The 18,215-nt window shown below is 60.9% G+C and carries 15 protein-coding genes; 11 read left to right on the forward strand and 4 right to left on the reverse strand.

The features are described 5' to 3' along the window. Positions 1-133: 133 nt before the first annotated feature. Positions 134-1,129: a 6-phosphogluconolactonase gene (gene pgl / locus NB069_RS06315; protein WP_250588575.1), complete on the forward strand. Its 996-nt coding sequence runs from the start codon at positions 134-136 to the stop codon at positions 1,127-1,129. 131 nt (positions 1,130-1,260) lie between these two features. Here the strand turns inward: pgl and NB069_RS06320 are convergent, their stop codons facing one another. Next, positions 1,261-2,544, reverse strand: a complete 1,284-nt coding sequence (locus NB069_RS06320) for a putative acyl-CoA thioester hydrolase (protein WP_250588576.1) — start codon at positions 2,542-2,544, stop codon at positions 1,261-1,263. Between the two features lie 224 nt (positions 2,545-2,768). Between NB069_RS06320 and hutI the strand changes: the two genes are divergently transcribed. The 5 genes from hutI to hutH all read left to right on the forward strand — a co-directional run bounded on the left by hutI (position 2,769) and on the right by hutH (position 9,038). Continuing rightward, positions 2,769-3,992: an imidazolonepropionase gene (gene hutI / locus NB069_RS06325; protein WP_250589463.1), complete on the forward strand. Its 1,224-nt coding sequence runs from the start codon at positions 2,769-2,771 to the stop codon at positions 3,990-3,992. After that, positions 3,989-4,927, forward strand: a complete 939-nt coding sequence (gene hutG / locus NB069_RS06330; RefSeq protein ID WP_250588577.1) for a formimidoylglutamase — start codon at positions 3,989-3,991, stop codon at positions 4,925-4,927. Before hutI ends, hutG begins: the two co-directional genes overlap by 4 nt. Positions 4,928-4,971: 44 nt before the next feature. After that, positions 4,972-5,706: a histidine utilization repressor gene (locus NB069_RS06335; protein ID WP_250588578.1), complete on the forward strand. Its 735-nt coding sequence runs from the start codon at positions 4,972-4,974 to the stop codon at positions 5,704-5,706. 126 nt (positions 5,707-5,832) lie between these two features. Then, the gene (gene hutU / locus NB069_RS06340) at positions 5,833-7,518 is read left to right on the forward strand and encodes a urocanate hydratase (RefSeq protein ID WP_250588579.1); all 1,686 of its coding nucleotides are present in this window, start codon (positions 5,833-5,835) and stop codon (positions 7,516-7,518) included. Further along, positions 7,518-9,038 carry a histidine ammonia-lyase gene (gene hutH / locus NB069_RS06345; RefSeq protein ID WP_250588580.1) on the forward strand — a complete coding sequence of 507 codons (1,521 nt, stop codon included), beginning with the start codon at positions 7,518-7,520 and terminating at the stop codon, positions 9,036-9,038. The genes hutU and hutH overlap by 1 nt, the downstream gene beginning before the upstream one ends. 103 nt (positions 9,039-9,141) lie before the next feature. On the opposite strand, the gene NB069_RS06350 is transcribed toward hutH, so the two are convergent. Both NB069_RS06350 and bioA read right to left on the reverse strand, forming a co-directional pair. Then, on the reverse strand, positions 9,142-9,618 hold the full coding sequence (locus NB069_RS06350; protein ID WP_250588581.1) for a kinase inhibitor: 477 nt from the start codon (positions 9,616-9,618) through the stop codon (positions 9,142-9,144). 44 nt (positions 9,619-9,662) lie between these two features. Further along, a complete protein-coding gene (gene bioA / locus NB069_RS06355) occupies positions 9,663-10,970 on the reverse strand; it encodes an adenosylmethionine--8-amino-7-oxononanoate transaminase (protein WP_250589464.1) in 1,308 nt (435 codons plus the stop codon). 69 nt (positions 10,971-11,039) lie between these two features. Between bioA and bioB the strand changes: the two genes are divergently transcribed. The 4 genes from bioB to bioD are packed head-to-tail and all read left to right on the forward strand — an operon-like array spanning position 11,040 to position 14,670. Further along, the gene (gene bioB, locus NB069_RS06360) at positions 11,040-12,080 is read left to right on the forward strand and encodes a biotin synthase BioB (protein WP_250588582.1); all 1,041 of its coding nucleotides are present in this window, start codon (positions 11,040-11,042) and stop codon (positions 12,078-12,080) included. Beyond that, on the forward strand, positions 12,077-13,234 hold the full coding sequence (gene bioF / locus NB069_RS06365) for an 8-amino-7-oxononanoate synthase (RefSeq protein WP_250588583.1): 1,158 nt from the start codon (positions 12,077-12,079) through the stop codon (positions 13,232-13,234). The genes bioB and bioF overlap by 4 nt, the downstream gene beginning before the upstream one ends. Further along, positions 13,218-13,973: a malonyl-ACP O-methyltransferase BioC gene (gene bioC / locus NB069_RS06370; RefSeq protein ID WP_250588584.1), complete on the forward strand. Its 756-nt coding sequence runs from the start codon at positions 13,218-13,220 to the stop codon at positions 13,971-13,973. The genes bioF and bioC overlap by 17 nt, the downstream gene beginning before the upstream one ends. Continuing rightward, complete coding sequence (gene bioD / locus NB069_RS06375) at positions 13,966-14,670, forward strand: dethiobiotin synthase (RefSeq protein ID WP_250588585.1); 705 nt, start codon at positions 13,966-13,968, stop codon at positions 14,668-14,670. Before bioC ends, bioD begins: the two co-directional genes overlap by 8 nt. Here the strand turns inward: bioD and NB069_RS06380 are convergent. Continuing rightward, positions 14,630-15,334, reverse strand: a complete 705-nt coding sequence (locus tag NB069_RS06380; RefSeq protein WP_250588586.1) for an ABC transporter ATP-binding protein — start codon at positions 15,332-15,334, stop codon at positions 14,630-14,632. The two genes, bioD and NB069_RS06380, sit on opposite strands and share 41 nt — an antisense overlap. Before the next feature lie 745 nt (positions 15,335-16,079). Between NB069_RS06380 and uvrB the strand changes: the two genes are divergently transcribed. Continuing rightward, positions 16,080-18,095, forward strand: coding sequence for an excinuclease ABC subunit UvrB (uvrB, locus tag NB069_RS06385; protein ID WP_250588587.1), 2,016 nt, complete (start codon positions 16,080-16,082; stop codon positions 18,093-18,095). Positions 18,096-18,215: the final 120 nt, after the last annotated feature.

Here is an 18,215-nt window from a genome sequence, read left to right on the forward strand (position 1 = left end):
TGAAACAGGAGGATGTGCAGATGGTACACCGCGTAACTAACGCTGCAAAATTCCTGGTTAAAATTCAGCATTCACCGTTAAAAAAGACTATCCTGGTACATTACTTTTACGCGCAGTGAGGAAAGGAGCATTCATGAAACAAACCGTTTATACCGCCAGTCCTGAAAGCCAGCAGATCCATGTCTGGCGTCTGAATCCCGAAGGTACGCTCACTCTGGTTCAGGTTGTCGATGTTCCCGGCCAGGTTCAGCCGATGGTGATCAGCCCGGATAAACGTTTCCTGTATGTGGGTGTTCGTCCGGAGTTCCGCGTACTCGCGTACCGTATCTCTCCAGAAGATGGCGCCCTGACGTACACTGCCGAAGCCGCGCTGCCGGGCAGCCCGACGCATATCTCCACCGATCTGCAGGGGCGCTTTATCTTTAGCGGTTCCTACAATGCCGGATGCGTCAGCGTGACCCGCCTTGACGACGGTATTCCCGGTGAGACCGTTGAGGTGGTTGAAGGGCTGGAAGGGTGCCACTCGGCCAATATCTCCCCGGATAACCGCACCCTCTGGGTGCCGGCCCTGAAGCAGGATCGTATCTGCCTGTTTACCCTGGGTGATGACGGCAAACTGACCGCACAAACGCCAGCAGAAGTGACCACCGTTGAAGGCGCTGGTCCGCGTCATATGGCCTTCCATCCGAATCAGAAGTACGCCTACGTGGTGAACGAACTGAACTGCTCGGTAGACGTCTGGGCGCTGAGCGATCCGCACGGCAATATCGAGTGTGTGCAGACCCTGGATATGATGCCGGCAGATTTCACCGATACCCGCTGGGGGGCAGATATTCATATCACCCCTGACGGACGTCACCTCTATACCTGCGATCGTACTTCCAGCCTGATCACTATCTTTAGCGTTTCTGAAGATGGTAGCGTGCTGGCTATCGAAGGCTTCCAGCCGACCGAAACGCAGCCGCGCGGCTTCAACGTCGATCACAGCGGTAAGTTCCTGATTGCGGCAGGGCAAAAATCGCACCACATCGCGCTGTATGAGATTCAGGGCGAGCAGGGTCTGCTGGAAGAGAAGGGGCGTTACGCCGTCGGCCAGGGGCCAATGTGGGTGGTTGTTAACGCTTTCTAAGACGAATGAAATAAAAAACCTCGCAAATGCGAGGTTTTTTTATGCCGGGTGACGCTGCGCTTACCCGGCCTACGAGACAAATCGTAGGCCCGTGCAAGCAAAGCGCCGCCGGGCATTGTTTTGCTACAGTCTTACTGCTTCGGTTCCGCCATCACCTGGCTGCCCACACCGCGGTTGTTGTATTCCCACATGCGGTTGAAGTTAGCGTCGTTGAGGTTGCGCTGCACGTTGCCTTTATCATCTACCGCACCGGTGTTACCCGCATACGGACGCTGAGAAATGGCGGCGTTGGCCCATGGTTTTGCCATGTTAAAGCCTTCGTTGATCACGCTGTCGCGGATCACCACCTGACCGTTAGTGCCTGAATCAACATCCAGCGAGCGGCCCAGCTGGGCCACGCCGTCACCTGCGGCGGTGAAGCGGCTGTTTACGGCCAGGAAGCCGTAGAACAGGTTGGACTGCGTCGCTGGCGCGAAGACGTAGCCTTCCTGCTGGGTACGGGTATTCATGACGCGGAAATCGGTATTATCAAACACCACCGCGCCGCGACCGGAGACAATATCCACATCCCCTTCGATGTAGCTGTTGGTCACCAGCGTACGGGTGATACGGTTGTTTTTCAGGGTGTTCTCAACGCCGCTGTTGGTGACGAAGAAGGTGTTCTGACGACCCAGGATATTCACCTTGTCGATTTGCACCCGATCGCCATCGCTGCGCAGCGCCACAGCCTGGTGGTTACCGGCATCAACGCTGTCGCCCAGATTGTTTTCAATCGTCAGGTTTTGCAGCTGCAGGCCGTTGTTCTGCGACCAGAAGACCGCGGAACACATCAGGCCAACAGTGGCGCTGTGCTTGCTCTGGCAACGGTCGAACATATACCAGGCTGGTTTACCCGGCATGTATTTACCCCCCGGATTGACCAGATGACGCCAGGTAGTGGTGTCCATCTCAGAGTCGATTGCCAGACCAATTTTGACATCGATTGGCTTTTCACCCGTGCCGTACAGGGTCACGCTACCCGGTGCGGCAGGTACGTACACCGTACCCTGGTACTCGCCCGGTAAAATGGCGATGTACTGGCGGGAGCTGCTGTGCTTAGCAATGGCTGCATCCACTGCTGCCTGGATAGTGGTATGGGTAACACCCTGGGTTCCCGCCGGGCCAACCACAAAGTCAGGCTGTGCAGGCAGGCGGATGGCATAAGGACTCCACGGCGCCGCGTTTGGATCCATGGCCGTAAAGTAGCGAGCCTGCTGGAAGTTTTTCGCTTCATCAGCGGAGAGGATCGGACGGGAAGCCGTGCCCGGCGCAACCTGCTCTGATGGCAGTTGATCCGGCGGGGTAGAGCTGCACGCCGACAACGTCACGCCAAATGCGAGTGCCAGCGCCAGACGAGAAATCCTGGAAATGTTCAAGGGAAGCTCCTGCAAAGCATATCAATAGGGGGATAACCGAAATAGCCTGCTTTTTTATACTAAGTTGAGCGAAACGGGAAGATTAAAAGGCATAAAATTGACTTTTTATTCCCACGCTTAGCGGGAAAGTTGTCACAAATAAATAACATTTTCGGTAAAGGCGATTGACAGGGCGACGGGAATGAAAATAAATGTCTATACAACCCATGACAAGTAGAAGCCCGATGCTGCAACTTCATCCCGACGATCGAATCTGGCGTAACCTGCGCCTCGCGACCCTGGATCCTGACCACGGCACGCCTTATGGTCTGCTGGAGAACATGGCGTTAATCGTGCGCGCAGAGACCATTCTGGCGATTGTTCCCGAATCTGACCTGCCCCGGGAGCTGCCCAACAGCGTCGATTTACAGGGGCGGCTGGTGACGCCAGGCCTGATCGACTGCCACACGCACCTGGTGTTTGGCGGCGATCGCGCCGCCGAGTGGGAGCAGCGGCTGAACGGCGTCTCCTACCAGACCATCAGCGCCCAGGGCGGTGGGATCAATGCCACCGTGACCGCTACCCGGGAGAGCCCGGCTGAGCATCTTCAACAGCTGGCGCAGCAGCGTTTGAACCGGTTGATGCGTGAAGGCGTCACCACCGTTGAAATTAAGTCGGGTTACGGCCTGAACGACGAAGCGGAAGAGAAAATGCTGCGCGTGGCTCAGCGTCTGGCCCAAACCAATCCCGTCGAGATCAGCCCGACGCTGCTGGCCGCGCACGCCGTGCCGAAGGAGTATCGCCAGGATCCGGATGCGTACATCGCCCATGTTTGCCAGCACACGCTGCCTGCCCTGTGGGAAAAAGGGCTCTACGAAGCCGTAGATGTGTTCTGCGAAAATGTCGGGTTTACGCCAGCGCAGAGCGAGCGGGTGTTTCAGGCGGCACAAAAGCTTGGCATCCCCCTGAAAGGCCACGTGGAGCAGCTCTCTAATCTCGGCGGTACCGCCCTGGTCAGCCGCTACCGTGGCCTGTCAGCCGATCATATTGAATATCTTGATGAGACGGGCGTCGACGCGATGGCGCAGAGCGGCACCGTGGCGGTATTACTCCCCGGCGCGTTCTACTTTTTACAGGAGCGCCAGCGCCCGCCGGTTCAGCTTCTGCGCCAGCGGGGCGTGCCGATGGCGGTCGCCACGGATTACAACCCCGGGACCAGCCCCTTCGCCAGCCTGCATCTGGCGATGAACATGGCCTGCGTCCAGTTTGGCCTGACCCCGGAAGAGGCGTGGGCGGGGGTAACGCGCCACGCCGCGCAGGCGCTGGGCCGGGGTGAGACTCACGGCCAGCTCAAGGCCGGGTTTGTCGCCGACTTCGCGATATGGGATGCAAACAATCCGGTTGAGATGGTTTACGAGCCGGGACGTAATCCGCTTTATCAGCGCGTATTCAGAGGAAAAACAGCATGAGTGTGTGGCAGCCGGTTTCACCTGACGTCTGGCAGGGGCGGGATGACAGCAGCGAGGCCAGCAACGCGCTGCGCCTGTTTCAGACCGTAAAACAACGCGACACGCCGCACCCCTCCGGCGACGGCATTGCCTTGCTGGGGTTCGCCTGTGACGAAGGGGTAAGACGCAATCAGGGCCGCCCCGGCGCCGCTCAGGCACCGGATGTACTTCGCCGCGCCCTGGCGAATATGGCGAGCCACCGGGGGCACGATCGGCTGGTGGACATGGGCACCTTTGGCGTCGAGGGAGAGGCGCTGGAGGCGGCCCAGCAGGCGCTGAGCGAAACCGTTACCGCCTGCCAGCAGGCGGGCATGCGCACGCTGGTGTTTGGCGGCGGACACGAAACCGCCTGGGCGCACGGTCGCGGCGTGCTGGATGCCTTTCCCGGCGAGCGGGTCGTCATTATCAACCTCGATGCCCATCTCGATCTGCGTCATGCCAGCCAGGCCACCTCCGGCACCCCGTTCCGCCAGCTGGCGCTATACTGCGCCGCGCAGCAGCGTGAGTTTCATTATGCCTGTCTGGGCGTTAGCCGGGCGGCGAATACTCAGGCGCTGTGGGATGAGGCGGCGCGTCTTAACGTCACCCTGGTGGAAGATCTCGATTTTCAGCAGCAGGCGCTGTCCGTCCTGACAACGCTCCTTGACCAGGCAGACCGGGTTTACCTGACTATCGATCTCGACGTTATGCCTGCCGGTGAGATGCCTGCCGTGTCGGCACCCGCCGCGCTCGGCGTTCCGGCCCGGGATCTGCTTCCGGTCATAGAAAAAATCTGTCGCAGCGGCAAACTGCAGGCGGCCGATCTGGTGGAGTTCAGCCCCGGCTTCGATCGCGACGGCCAGGGGGCGAAGCTCGCCGCACGGCTGGCGTGGCAAATTGCTCACTGGTGGGTCTGATCCCTGTATATACTCGACTTTTTATCACGGCTTAAGGAATTGCTATGTTCTCTCGCGCCCCGCAGCAGCAGGCCAGTGCCCCCGCCCCTTTCTATGAAAAGGTTAAACAGGCGATCAGCCATCAGATAGCCACCGGCGTATGGCGTCCGCACGATCGCATCCCTTCCGAAGCTGAGCTGGTGGCCCAGTTCGGCTTCAGCCGGATGACCATTAACCGTGCGCTGCGGGAGCTGACCGACGAAGGGCTGCTGGTGCGCCTGCAGGGGGTAGGGACCTTCGTTGCCGAGCCTAAGGGGCAGTCGGCACTGTTTGAAATTCGCAGCATTGCCGACGAAATTGCCTCCCGCAACCATCAGCACCGGTGTGAGGTGCTGTTCCTGGAGGAGACGCAGGCCAGCGCCGCCCAGGCCACGGCGCTCAACGTCAAAGAGGGAACGCGCATTTTTCACTCCCTGATGCTGCATTATGAAAATGACATCCCGGTACAGATTGAGGATCGTAGCGTTAACGCTGCCCTGGTGCCGGACTATCTGCAGCAGGATTACACCACCACCACGCCCCATGCTTATCTGTCGCTGATCGCCCCCCTGACGGAAGGGGAGCACATCGTTGAGGCGGTGCGCGCCACGCCGAAGGAGTGCGAACTGCTGCGCATCAAGGAGCACGATCCCTGCCTGCTGATCCATCGCCGGACCTGGTCGGCATCACACATTGTCTCCCATGCCCGGCTGCTCTTCCCCGGCAACCGCTACCGGCTGCAGGGTCATTTCATGTCATAAGCCGAAAAGCGTGATTGCTGACGCAATATAACAAAAATGTATCTTAATTGTTAAAACTGGCCTTGTGCGCACTTGTCTATACAAGTATATCTTAGTGTATATTCTGTCCCCAATGAGGAGCACACAATGTCGTCAGGTAAGTATCGCCAGCAAGAGATCCGCGCCCCACGTGGCACCCGGCTGAATGCCAAAAGCTGGCTCACCGAAGCCCCGCTGCGCATGTTAATGAACAACCTCGATCCTGACGTGGCGGAGAATCCTCACGAGCTGGTGGTGTATGGCGGTATTGGCCGCGCCGCGCGCAACTGGGAGTGCTATGACGCCATTGTCGCCGCGCTCACCGAACTGGAAAACGACGAAACCCTGCTGGTGCAATCCGGCAAGCCGGTTGGCGTGTTCAAAACCCACAAAAATGCCCCCCGCGTGCTGATCGCCAACTCGAACCTGGTGCCGCACTGGGCCACCTGGGAACACTTCAACGAGCTGGATGCGAAAGGGCTGGCGATGTATGGCCAGATGACCGCCGGCAGCTGGATCTACATCGGCAGCCAGGGCATTGTCCAGGGCACCTACGAAACCTTCGTTGAAGCGGGCCGCCAGCACTATAACGGCTCCCTGAAAGGGCGCTGGGTACTCACCGCGGGCCTGGGCGGCATGGGCGGCGCACAGCCGCTGGCGGCGACCCTCGCCGGTGCCTGCTCCCTGAACATCGAGTGCCAGCAGAGCCGCATCGATTTCCGTCTGCGTACCCGTTACGTTGACGAGCAGGCGGAATCGCTTGATGACGCTCTGGCGCGCATCAAAAAATACACTGCCGAAGGCCGGGCGGTTTCCATTGCCCTGTGCGGCAATGCCGCCGATATCGTCCCGGAACTGGTGGCGCGCGGTGTTCGCCCGGATCTGGTCACCGACCAGACCAGCGCTCACGATCCGCTCCACGGCTACCTGCCAAAAGGCTGGAGCTGGGAAGAGTATCAGCAGAAAGCGCAGCAGGATCCCGAAGGCACCGTGCTGGCGGCGAAGCGTTCCATGGCCGATCACGTCAACGCGATGCTGGCCTTCAGCCAGCAGGGCATACCGACGTTCGACTACGGCAACAACATTCGCCAGATGGCGAAAGAGATGGGCGTGAGCAACGCCTTTGACTTCCCGGGCTTCGTCCCCGCCTACATCCGTCCGCTGTTCTGCCGCGGCATCGGCCCGTTCCGCTGGGTGGCCCTCTCCGGCGACCCGGAAGATATCTACAAAACCGACGCCAAAGTGAAAGAGATTATCGCCGATGATGAGCACCTTCATCACTGGCTGGATATGGCCCGGGAGCGCATTAACTTCCAGGGCCTGCCGGCGCGTATCTGCTGGGTCGGGCTGGAGTGGCGCCAGAAGCTGGGCCTGGCCTTCAACGAAATGGTTCGCAGCGGGGAAGTCTCTGCACCGATCGTCATTGGCCGTGACCATCTCGACTCCGGCTCGGTCGCCAGCCCGAACCGCGAAACCGAAGCGATGCAGGACGGCTCTGACGCAGTCTCCGACTGGCCGCTGCTGAATGCGCTGCTCAACACCGCCAGCGGCGCGACCTGGGTCTCGCTGCACCACGGCGGCGGCGTGGGCATGGGCTTCTCCCAGCATGCCGGGATGGTGATCGTCTGCGACGGCACCGATGAAGCCGCGGCGCGTATTGCCCGCGTCCTGCATAACGACCCGGCTACAGGCGTTATGCGCCATGCGGATGCCGGATATGACATTGCCATTGCCTGCGCAAAAGAGCAGGGGCTGAACCTGCCGATGATTACTGCCAATCAAGGAAAGTACTGATGAATGCCTTAACACTGACGCCCGGCTCTCTGACCCTTGCGCAGCTTCGCCAGGTCTGGCAGCAGCCGCTCCAGTTAACTCTCGACGAAGCCGCCCATAAAGCGATTAACGACAGCGTCGCCTGCGTGGAAGCTATTGTCGCCGAAGGGCGCACCGCCTACGGCATCAATACCGGCTTTGGCCTGCTGGCCCAGACGCGCATCGCCACGCAGGATCTGGAAAACCTGCAACGTTCGCTGGTGCTCTCCCACGCCGCGGGCGTCGGCGAGCCGCTGGATGATGACATTGTGCGTCTCATGATGGTGCTGAAAATTAACAGCCTGGCGCGCGGTTTCTCCGGCATCCGCCTGAGCGTTGTCCAGGCGCTGATTGCGCTGGTCAATGCGGGCGTCTATCCGTGGGTCCCGGCGAAAGGTTCCGTGGGCGCATCCGGCGATCTGGCCCCGCTGGCGCACATGTCCCTGACCCTGCTCGGCGAAGGTAAAGCCCGCTACCGTGGCGAGTGGTTGCCGGCCGCAACCGCCCTGCAAAAAGCGGGACTGGCCCCGGTAACGCTGGCGGCAAAAGAGGGGCTGGCGCTGCTGAACGGCACTCAGGCGTCTACCGCCTTCGCCCTGCGCGGCCTGTTTGAAGCCGAAGATCTGTTTGCCTCGGCGGTGGTCTGCGGGGCGCTGACCACCGAAGCGGTGCTCGGCTCCCGTCGTCCATTCGATGCCCGCATCCACGAGGTGCGCGGCCAGCGCGGGCAGATCGACGCCGCGGCGCTGTTCCGTCATGTTCTGACCGACACCAGCGCCATTGCCGAGTCGCATCACAACTGCGACAAGGTGCAGGATCCCTACTCCCTGCGCTGCCAGCCCCAGGTGATGGGTGCCTGCCTGACCCAGCTGCGCCAGGCGGCAGAGGTGCTGCTGGTGGAATCTAATGCCGTGTCCGACAACCCGCTGGTGTTCGCGGCGGAAAACGAGGTGGTCTCTGGCGGTAACTTCCACGCCGAACCGGTGGCGATGGCGGCAGATAATCTGGCCCTGGCGATTGCCGAGATTGGCGCGCTCTCCGAGCGCCGTATTGCCCTGATGATGGATAAACACATGTCCCAGCTGCCGCCGTTCCTGGTGCGCAACGGTGGGGTGAACTCCGGGTTTATGATTGCCCAGGTGACCGCCGCCGCGCTGGCGAGCGAGAACAAGGCGCTGTCGCACCCCCACAGCGTCGACAGCCTGCCGACTTCCGCCAACCAGGAAGATCATGTTTCGATGGCGCCTGCGGCAGGTCGTCGTTTATGGGAGATGACCGGCAACACCCGCGGCGTGCTGGCGGTGGAGTGGCTGGCGGCCGCTCAGGGTTGCGATCTGCGCGATGGCCTGACCTCCAGCCCGCTGCTGGAGCAGGCGCGGCATATTCTGCGGGAGCAGGTGGCGCATTATGATGATGACCGCTTCTTCGCCCCGGATATTGATGCGGCGATGACGTTGCTGAGCAAAGGGAGCCTGGTGGGATTGTTGCCGGGATTCCTGTAAAAACACGTATGCAAAACCGTAGGCCGGGTCAGGCGAAGCCGCCACCCGGCAAATGCCCGGTGGCGCTGCGCTTGCACGGGCCTACGGTTTCACCCGGCTATTTTTACGAATACATCGCCGTAATCGACGCGCTGCCCAGGGTGTGGAAGTGAACGTTAAAGCCCACCATCGCACCGCTGGCCTCTTCATCCACCTCGATTTTTTCCACGTTCAGCGCGTGCACCGTGAAAATATAGCGGTGGGTTTCGCCTTTAGGCGGTGCCGCGCCGCCGTAGCCCGCTTTGCCAAAATCGGTGCGGCACTGCACCGCCCCTTCCGGCAGGGCGACCAGCGAGGAGCCGGAACCCTGCGGCAGCACGCGGGTGTCGGCCGGGAGATTAGCCACAACCCAGTGCCACCAGCCGGAGCCGGTCGGCGCATCCGGATCGTAGCAGGTGACGACAAAGCTTTTAGTGCCAGACGGCACCTCGTCCCAGGCCAGTTGTGGAGAGATGTTATCCCCCTCATAACCCATGCCGTTAAACACGTGGCGCAGCGGGAGTTTATCTCCGTCGCGCAGATCCTGACTGATAAGTTTCATGCTGTTCCTCCGTAATGAGCTCTGCCAGAAGTGTAACGCATAAACTAGAGTGTAAAGTGCGCTGGCACCTGAACGGCATCCACCACGGCGCAGGTCAGCTTGCTGAGCTGGTCGCGGCTAATCACGTACGGCGGCATCAGATAGATTAACTTCCCGAACGGACGCACCCAGACGCCGCGGGCCACAAAGAAGCGCTGCAGCGCCGCCATGTTCACCGGATGGGTGGTCTCGACGACCCCGATAGCCCCCAGCACCCGCACATCCGCCACATACTCAGACTCGCGCGCTGCCGCCAGTTCGTCTTTCAGCTGGATTTCGATAGTCGCTACCTGGGTCTGCCACTCGCCGCTCTCCAGCAGGGCCAGGCTTTCGCTGGCGACGGCGCAGGCCAGCGGGTTACCCATAAAGGTCGGGCCGTGCATAAAGCAGCCCGCTTCGCCGTTGCTGATGGTGTCGGCCACCTGACGGGTGGTGAGGGTAGCGGAGAGGGTCATGGTCCCGCCGGTCAGGGCTTTGCCAAGGCACAGGATATCCGGCGTAATGCCCGCGTGCTCGCAGGCAAAGAGCTTGCCGGTACGCCCGAAGCCGGTGGCGATCTCGTCGGCAATCAGCAGAATGCCTTCCCGGTCGCACATCCTGCGAATGCGCTTCAGCCACTCGGGATGGTACATGCGCATCCCGCCTGCGCCCTGCACGATGGGCTCGAGGATCACTGCGGCAATCTCCTGGCGATGGGCGGCCATCAGGCGGGCAAAACCGACCATGTCCGTTTCATCCCAGGCACCATCAAAGCGGCTTTGCGGCGCCGGGGCAAACAGGTTTTCCGGCAGATAGCCCTTCCACAGGCTGTGCATCGAGTTGTCCGGATCGCAGGCGGACATCGCCCCGAAGGTGTCGCCGTGGTAGCCGTTGCGGAAGGTGAGGAACCGCTGGCGGGATTCGCCCTTCGCGTGCCAGTACTGCAGCGCCATCTTCATCGCCACTTCCACCGCCACCGAGCCTGAATCGGCAAGGAATACGCACTCCAGCGCCTTGGGGGTCATCGCCACCAGCCGACGACAGAGATCCACCGCGGGCGGATGGGTGATGCCGCCGAACATTACGTGCGACATACGGTCAATCTGCGCCTTCATCGCCGCGTTAAGTCGCGGGTGGTTGTAGCCGTGAATGGCCGCCCACCAGGAGGACATCCCGTCTACCAGCTGCTCGCCGCTGGCCAGGGTCAGCTTGCAGCCGTGGGCTTCCGTCACCGGATAAACCGGCAGGGGCTGGGTCATGGAGGTGTAGGGATGCCAGATATGGCGCTGATCGAAAGCGAGATCGTCCGTTGTCATAATCGACTTGTAAACCATTTTGAAAACAATTAGGTTTACAAGCATAAACCGAAACCATCCTGAACTAAACCCCTTTGGAGATGCCCCATGGCTCACCAGACTCGCTGGACACTGTCGCAAGTCACTGCTTTATTTGAAAAACCCCTTCTCGAACTGCTGTTTGAAGCGCAGCAGATCCACCGTCAACACTTCGATCCCCGGCAGGTTCAGGTCAGTACGCTGCTGTCGATCAAAACCGGCGCCTGCCCGGAAGACTGCAAATACTGCCCGCAAAGCGCGCGCTATAAAACCGGGCTCGAATCCGAGCGGCTAATGGAGGTGGAGCAGGTGCTGGAGTCGGCCCGCCAGGCAAAAAATGCCGGTTCAACCCGCTTCTGCATGGGCGCGGCGTGGAAAAACCCCCACGAGCGCGACATGCCGTATCTCGAGCAGATGGTGCAGGGGGTGAAGGCGATGGGCCTCGAAGCCTGCATGACCCTCGGCACCCTGGACGACAATCAGGCCCGGCGCCTGGCCTCGGCGGGGCTGGATTACTACAACCACAACCTCGACACCTCCCCGGAGTTCTACGGCAATATCATCACCACCCGCACCTATCAGGAGCGCCTGGACACCCTGGACAAAGTGCGCGACGCGGGCATTAAGGTCTGCTCGGGCGGTATCGTGGGCCTGGGTGAAACGGTGACCGACCGTGCCGGCCTGCTGCTCCAGCTGGCTAATCTCCCGACCCCGCCGGAGAGCGTGCCGATCAACATGCTGGTGAAGGTGAAGGGCACGCCGCTGGCGGATAACGACGACGTGGACGCCTTTGACTTCATCCGCACCATCGCTGTCGCGCGGGTGATGATGCCGACGTCCTACGTGCGCCTCTCGGCGGGCCGCGAGCAGATGAACGAGCAGACCCAGGCGATGTGCTTTATGGCCGGGGCCAACTCCATTTTCTACGGCTGCAAGCTGCTGACCACCCCGAACCCGGAAGAGGACAAAGACGTCCAGCTCTTCCGCAAGCTGGGGCTCAATCCGCAGCAGACTGCCGTTCTTACAGGGGATAACGAGCAGCAGCGCCAGCTGGAACAGCAGCTTTTCAACGCCGATACCGACCAGTTCTATAACGCGGCAACGGTATGACCTGGCAACAACGTATTGATGCCGCCCTCGACGCACGTCGGGCGGCAGACGCCCTGCGCGTGCGTACAACGGTGGAGAATGGCGCAGGCCGTTTTCTCACCCGCGACCAGCGGCGCTACTGCAACTTCTCCAGCAACGACTATCTCGGCCTGAGCCAGCACCCGGCCATTATCCGCGCCTGGCAGCAGGGGGCGGAGCAGTACGGGGTGGGCAGCGGCGGCTCCGGCCATGTCAGCGGCCACACCACCGCGCATCAGGCGCTGGAGGAGCATCTCGCCGACTGGCTTGGCTATCCCCGCGCGCTGCTGTTTATCTCCGGCTTTGCCGCCAACCAGGCGCTGATTGCGGCGCTTACCGATAAAACCGACCGCATCGTCGCCGACCGCCTGAGCCACGCCTCCCTGCTGGAGGCAGCCAGCCACAGCCCGGCCCGGCTTCGCCGTTTTGCCCATAACGATGTCGCTCAGCTGGACTCGCTGCTGGATAAACCCTGCGACGGCCAGCAGCTGGTGATCACCGAAGGCATTTTCAGCATGGACGGTGACAGCGCTCCGCTGGCCGATATCCATGCTGCGGCGCGGCGTCACGGCAGCTGGCTGCTGGTGGACGATGCCCACGGGATTGGCGTGACCGGTCCCGAGGGGCGGGGCAGTGCGGCAAGCCTGGGCGTCAAACCCGAGCTGCTGGTGGTGACCTTTGGCAAAGGCGTCGGGGTGAGCGGCGCGGCGGTGCTGTGCAGCGACCCGGTAGCCGACTATCTGCTGCAGTTTGCCCGGCATCTCATCTACAGCACCAGCATGCCGCCTGCCCAGGCGGTGGCGCTGCTGGCGGCGTTCAATCTGATTCGCAGCGATGACGGGGAGACGCGTCGGCAGCGTCTGGCGGCGCATATCCGCCAGTTCCGCGCTGGCGTGCGCGACCTCCCGGTTGCGATCACTGCCTCCCGGAGCGCCATTCAGCCGCTGATTGTGGGTGAAAATGACCGCGCCCTGCACCTGGCGCAGACTCTCAGAGAGCAGGGGATCTGGGTGACGGCCATTCGTCCCCCCACCGTACCGGCGGGGACGGCGCGCCTGCGCCTGACCCTGACGGCGGCGCATGACGCGTCAGATATCACCGCGTTACTGGAGGCGCTGCATGACGCAAGTGAATAAACAGGCGATTGCCGCTGCCTTTGGCCGGGCGGCGCAGAGCTACTCCCGCCATGACGCGCTCCAGCGGCAAAGCGCTGAGGGGCTGAGGGCGCTGCTCGCCGACACCTCCTTTGCCAGCGTGCTGGACGCCGGATGCGGGCCGGGCAGCAACAGCCTGGCCTGGCGCAGCAGCGGAAGCCTGGTGACGGCGATGGATCTCAGCGCCCCCATGCTGGACGAAGCCCGCCGCAACCAGGCGGCTGACCACTATTTGCAGGCCGATATCGAAGCCATTCCGCTGGCGGACGGGCAGTTCAGCCTGGTCTGGAGCCATCTGGCGGTGCAGTGGTGCACCAGCCTGCCGCAGGCGCTGGCCGAGCTGTGGCGGGTGGCGAAACCCGGGGGCAGGGTGGCCTTTACTACCCTCCTGAAGGACTCCCTGCCGGAGCTGAACCAGGCCTGGCTGGCGGTGGACACGCAGCCGCACGCCAACCGCTTTCTGACCGGGGAACAGGTTACCGGGGCGTTATCCGGCTGGCGGCACCGCTACGCGATCCAGACCGTCACCCTGCTGTTTGACGATGCCCTCAGCGCCATGCACTCCCTGAAGGGGATCGGCGCCACCCATCTGCATGCCGGGCGGGCCGGGAAGCCCTTAACCCGCGGGCAACTGCAGACCCTGGCCCTGGCGTGGCCGCAGCGTGAGGGAAAATTCCCGCTCTCTTATCAACTTTTTCATGGAATTATCGAACGTGACTGAACGCTATTTTGTTACCGGCACCGACACCGAAGTGGGGAAAACCGTGGCCAGCACCGCACTGCTGCAGGCAGCCCGGGCCCTGGGCCACAAGACCGCTGGCTATAAGCCGGTCGCCTCGGGCAGCGAGATGACCGCCGACGGCCTGCGAAACAGCGACGCGCTGGCGCTACAGCACAACAGCAGCGTGGCGCTCAGCTACCCGGCGGTAAACCCTTACACCTTCGCGGAGCCTACTTCACCGCATATCATCAGCGCGGACGAGCAGCGCCCCATCGAATTTAGCGCGCTCTCCGCCGGATTACGGGCGCTGGAGAGCCAGGCCGACTGGGTGCTGGTGGAAGGGGCAGGCGGCTGGTTCACGCCGCTTTCAGCGACGCAGACCTTTGCCGACTGGGCGATTGCCGAGCGTCTGCCGGTGATCCTGGTGGTAGGGGTGAAGCTGGGCTGCATCAATCACGCCATGCTCACCGCCCAGGCGATCCGTCAGGCGGGGCTGCATTTTGCGGGGTGGGTGGCCAACGTGGTGGTGGCCCCCGGCAAACGCCATGCGGAATACATGGCGACGCTCGAACGTATGCTGCCTGCGCCGCTGCTGGGAGAAATCCCCTGGCTTGGCGATATGGCCGACACCAGGGATATCGGGGGCTACCTCTCTCTTAAGGCGCTGACGCCGTCGGCCCCATCCAGTGGGCGATGAGCGGAGCATCAAGTTCGCTGACGCGGCCCTGGGCCACGTTGCGCCCGCGATAGAGCAGGCAAAAGCGATCTGCCACCCGGCGGATCAGCGACAGGTGCTGCTCCGCCAGCAGCACCGAAAGCCCCAGCTCGCGGTTAAGCCTGAGCAGCAGCTGCGCCAGCTTGACGCTAAACTGCTGGCTGGCGCCGCGGCTGGGCTCGTCGAGGATCAGCAGGCGAGGGCGGGTCACCAGCGCGTTTGCCAGCGCCAGCTGGTACTGCTGGTCGTCGTTAAGCCCTGACGCCCGCAGCTGGCGCAGCGGGTAAAGCTCCGGAAAGAACTCAAAAATATCGCTGCTCACCGGCCCGCCTTCGCTCCCCTTCGCCATCCGCGCGATATGCAGATTCTCCTCTACCGTCAGTTGCGAAAAGATCCGCCTCTCCTGCGGGACAAAACCAATTCCTGATCCGGGTTGCCATTCGCAGGGGGAGACCCCGGCGTCATGCCAGACCATCGAGCCGCTGGCGATGGGCAGCAGGCCGGCAATACAGCTCACGAGGGTCGTTTTCCCCATTCCGGGCAGCCCGACCACCCCGGTGCAGATGCCGGGGGGCAGATCCAGGTCAACGTTCCACAGGGTGTGGCGATCTCCGTAATACTGGTTGACGGCACGCAGGCTCAACATGGTGTTTCTCCTTAACAGGCGTTGATGACCTCTGATACTCTGCAAGACTCTTGCCACCGCTCGTAAAAAGACGATTAAACATCTCTTTTTAGGAATACACCCAGAAAGTAGCCTCAACAGGGCAGGCGCCTGCACTACCTCAGTGCCCCGCAGACGAGGTCTGGTGCAGCGCCCATTTGAACGAAATGTGAGCTATCTCTCATCAATTCGTTATCTGATTTTCGGCATCGGATCGCCAAAATTGGGCGATAAAAATTTTTTACCGTCCCGCTGTGGGCAAAAACCGGGAATTAGCCGAGTCACGCTCCGTATGGGCTGGAAGCAGTTATCCACTATTCCTGTGGATAACCATGTGTATTAGAGTTAGAAAACGCAAGGTAAGCGAGAGAATACGCGGCCTGCGCCTGAATTGATGCGAAACGCGTCTTTTTGTAAATTAATAATGAAATCAAAGCGTTAAATAAAATCAATCTCTGTCATTAAACTGTCAACCTAATGCGCTAAAGTCCGGCGCCTCGCCTTGACAAATGTTAAAAAATGAAAAGTTCTGGGGATAACCGAGTGTTGTTGGAATTTTATCCCGTCACAGCCGAAATTTTGTTCAGCTTCGTTTGATTCCAGACCGGAGTGGCACAAAAAAACGTGGTTGCCACTGGGTTTATATCCAGTATAATTTACTGGCAAAAATAGCCATCCAGAGTAAAATTACTCACCTGCCGTATTAACCATCATCAGGTCGCCGTTCATGAGTAAACCGTTCAAACTGAATTCCGCTTTCCGTCCTTCTGGCGATCAGCCTGAAGCGATTCGCCGTCTGAAAGAGGGGCTGGAGGATGGGCTTGCGCACCAGACGCTGCTGGGGGTGACCGGGTCGGGTAAAACCTTCACCGTTGCCAACGTGATCGCCGATCTGCAGCGTCCTACCATGGTGCTGGCCCCCAACAAAACTCTGGCGGCGCAGCTCTACGGCGAGATGAAGGAGTTCTTCCCCGAGAATGCGGTGGAGTACTTCGTCTCTTACTACGACTACTACCAGCCGGAAGCCTACGTCCCGAGCTCCGACACTTTTATCGAAAAAGATGCCTCGGTGAACGAACATATCGAGCAGATGCGTCTGTCCGCTACGAAAGCGCTGCTTGAGCGCCGTGACGTGGTGGTGGTGGCCTCGGTATCGGCAATCTACGGTCTGGGCGATCCGGACCTCTACCTGAAGATGATGCTGCACCTGACCGTGGGGATGATTATCGATCAGCGCGCCATTTTGCGCCGCCTGGCCGAGCTGCAGTACACCCGTAACGATCAGGCGTTCCAGCGCGGTACCTTCCGCGTGCGCGGCGAAGTGATCGATATCTTCCCTGCGGAGTCGGACGACTTCGCGCTGCGCGTGGAGCTGTTCGATGAAGAGGTGGAGCGGCTGTCGCTGTTCGACCCGCTGACCGGTCATGTTGAATCCACCATTCAGCGCTTCACCGTTTATCCGAAAACGCACTACGTCACTCCGCGTGAGCGCATCGTGCAGGCGATGGAAGACATCAAGGTTGAGCTGGCGGATCGCCGTAAAACCTTGCTGGAGAACAACAAGCTGCTCGAAGAGCAGCGTATCAGCCAGCGTACCCAGTTCGATCTCGAGATGATGAACGAGCTGGGCTACTGCTCCGGTATCGAAAACTACTCGCGCTATCTCTCCGGCCGCGGGCCGGGCGAAGCGCCGCCAACCCTGTTTGACTACCTGCCGGCGGATGGCCTGCTGGTGGTGGATGAATCCCACGTTACCATTCCGCAGATTGGCGGCATGTACCGCGGCGACCGGGCGCGTAAAGAGACGCTGGTGGAGTACGGCTTCCGCCTGCCGTCGGCGCTGGATAACCGTCCAATGAAGTTTGAAGAGTTCGAGGCGCTGGCACCGCAAACCATTTACGTGTCGGCCACGCCGGGCAACTACGAGCTGGAGAAATCCGGCGACGAAGTGGTGGATCAGGTGGTGCGTCCCACCGGCCTGCTGGATCCGATTATCGAAGTGCGTCCGGTTGCCACCCAGGTGGATGACCTGCTCTCGGAGATCCGCGCCCGGTCGGCCATTAACGAGCGCGTGCTGGTCACTACCCTGACCAAACGGATGGCGGAAGATCTGACCGAATACCTTGAAGAACACGGCGAGAAGGTGCGCTATCTGCACTCGGATATCGACACCGTAGAGCGTATGGAGATCATCCGCGATCTGCGCCTCGGCGAGTTCGACGTGCTGGTGGGGATCAACCTGCTGCGTGAGGGGCTGGATATGCCAGAAGTGTCGCTGGTGGCGATTCTGGACGCCGATAAAGAAGGCTTCCTGCGTTCCGAGCGCTCGCTGATCCAGACCATTGGCCGTGCGGCGCGAAACGTCAACGGCAAAGCGATTCTGTACGGGGATAAGATCACCCCGTCCATGGCGAAAGCGATCGGGGAAACCGAGCGCCGCCGCGAGAAGCAGCAGCGCTATAACGAAGAGCACGGGATCGTCCCGCAGGGGCTGAACAAGAAAGTGGTGGATATCCTGCAGCTTGGCCAGAACATCGCCAAAACCAAGACCAAGGGACGCGGCAAGTCGCGCTCACCGGTTGAGGCCGATACCGTGGCACTGACGCCGAAAGCGCTGCAGCAGAAAATTCACGAGCTGGAAGGGCAGATGATGCAGCACGCGCAGAACCTGGAGTTTGAGGAGGCTGCGCAGATCCGCGACCAGCTGCATCAGCTGCGGGATCTGTTTATTGCGGCATCGTAGGTAAAAGCAAAACGGCAGCCTTCGGCTGCCATTTTTAGGGTTTGCACCTTCTCCCTGTGGGAGAATGCCGGGATGAGGGCACCAGCCTGTAGGCCCGGTAAGCGCAGCGCCACCGGGCGA

Source organism: Leclercia adecarboxylata (assembly GCF_023639785.1).
Taxonomy (GTDB): Bacteria; Pseudomonadota; Gammaproteobacteria; order Enterobacterales; family Enterobacteriaceae; genus Enterobacter; species Enterobacter adecarboxylatus_D.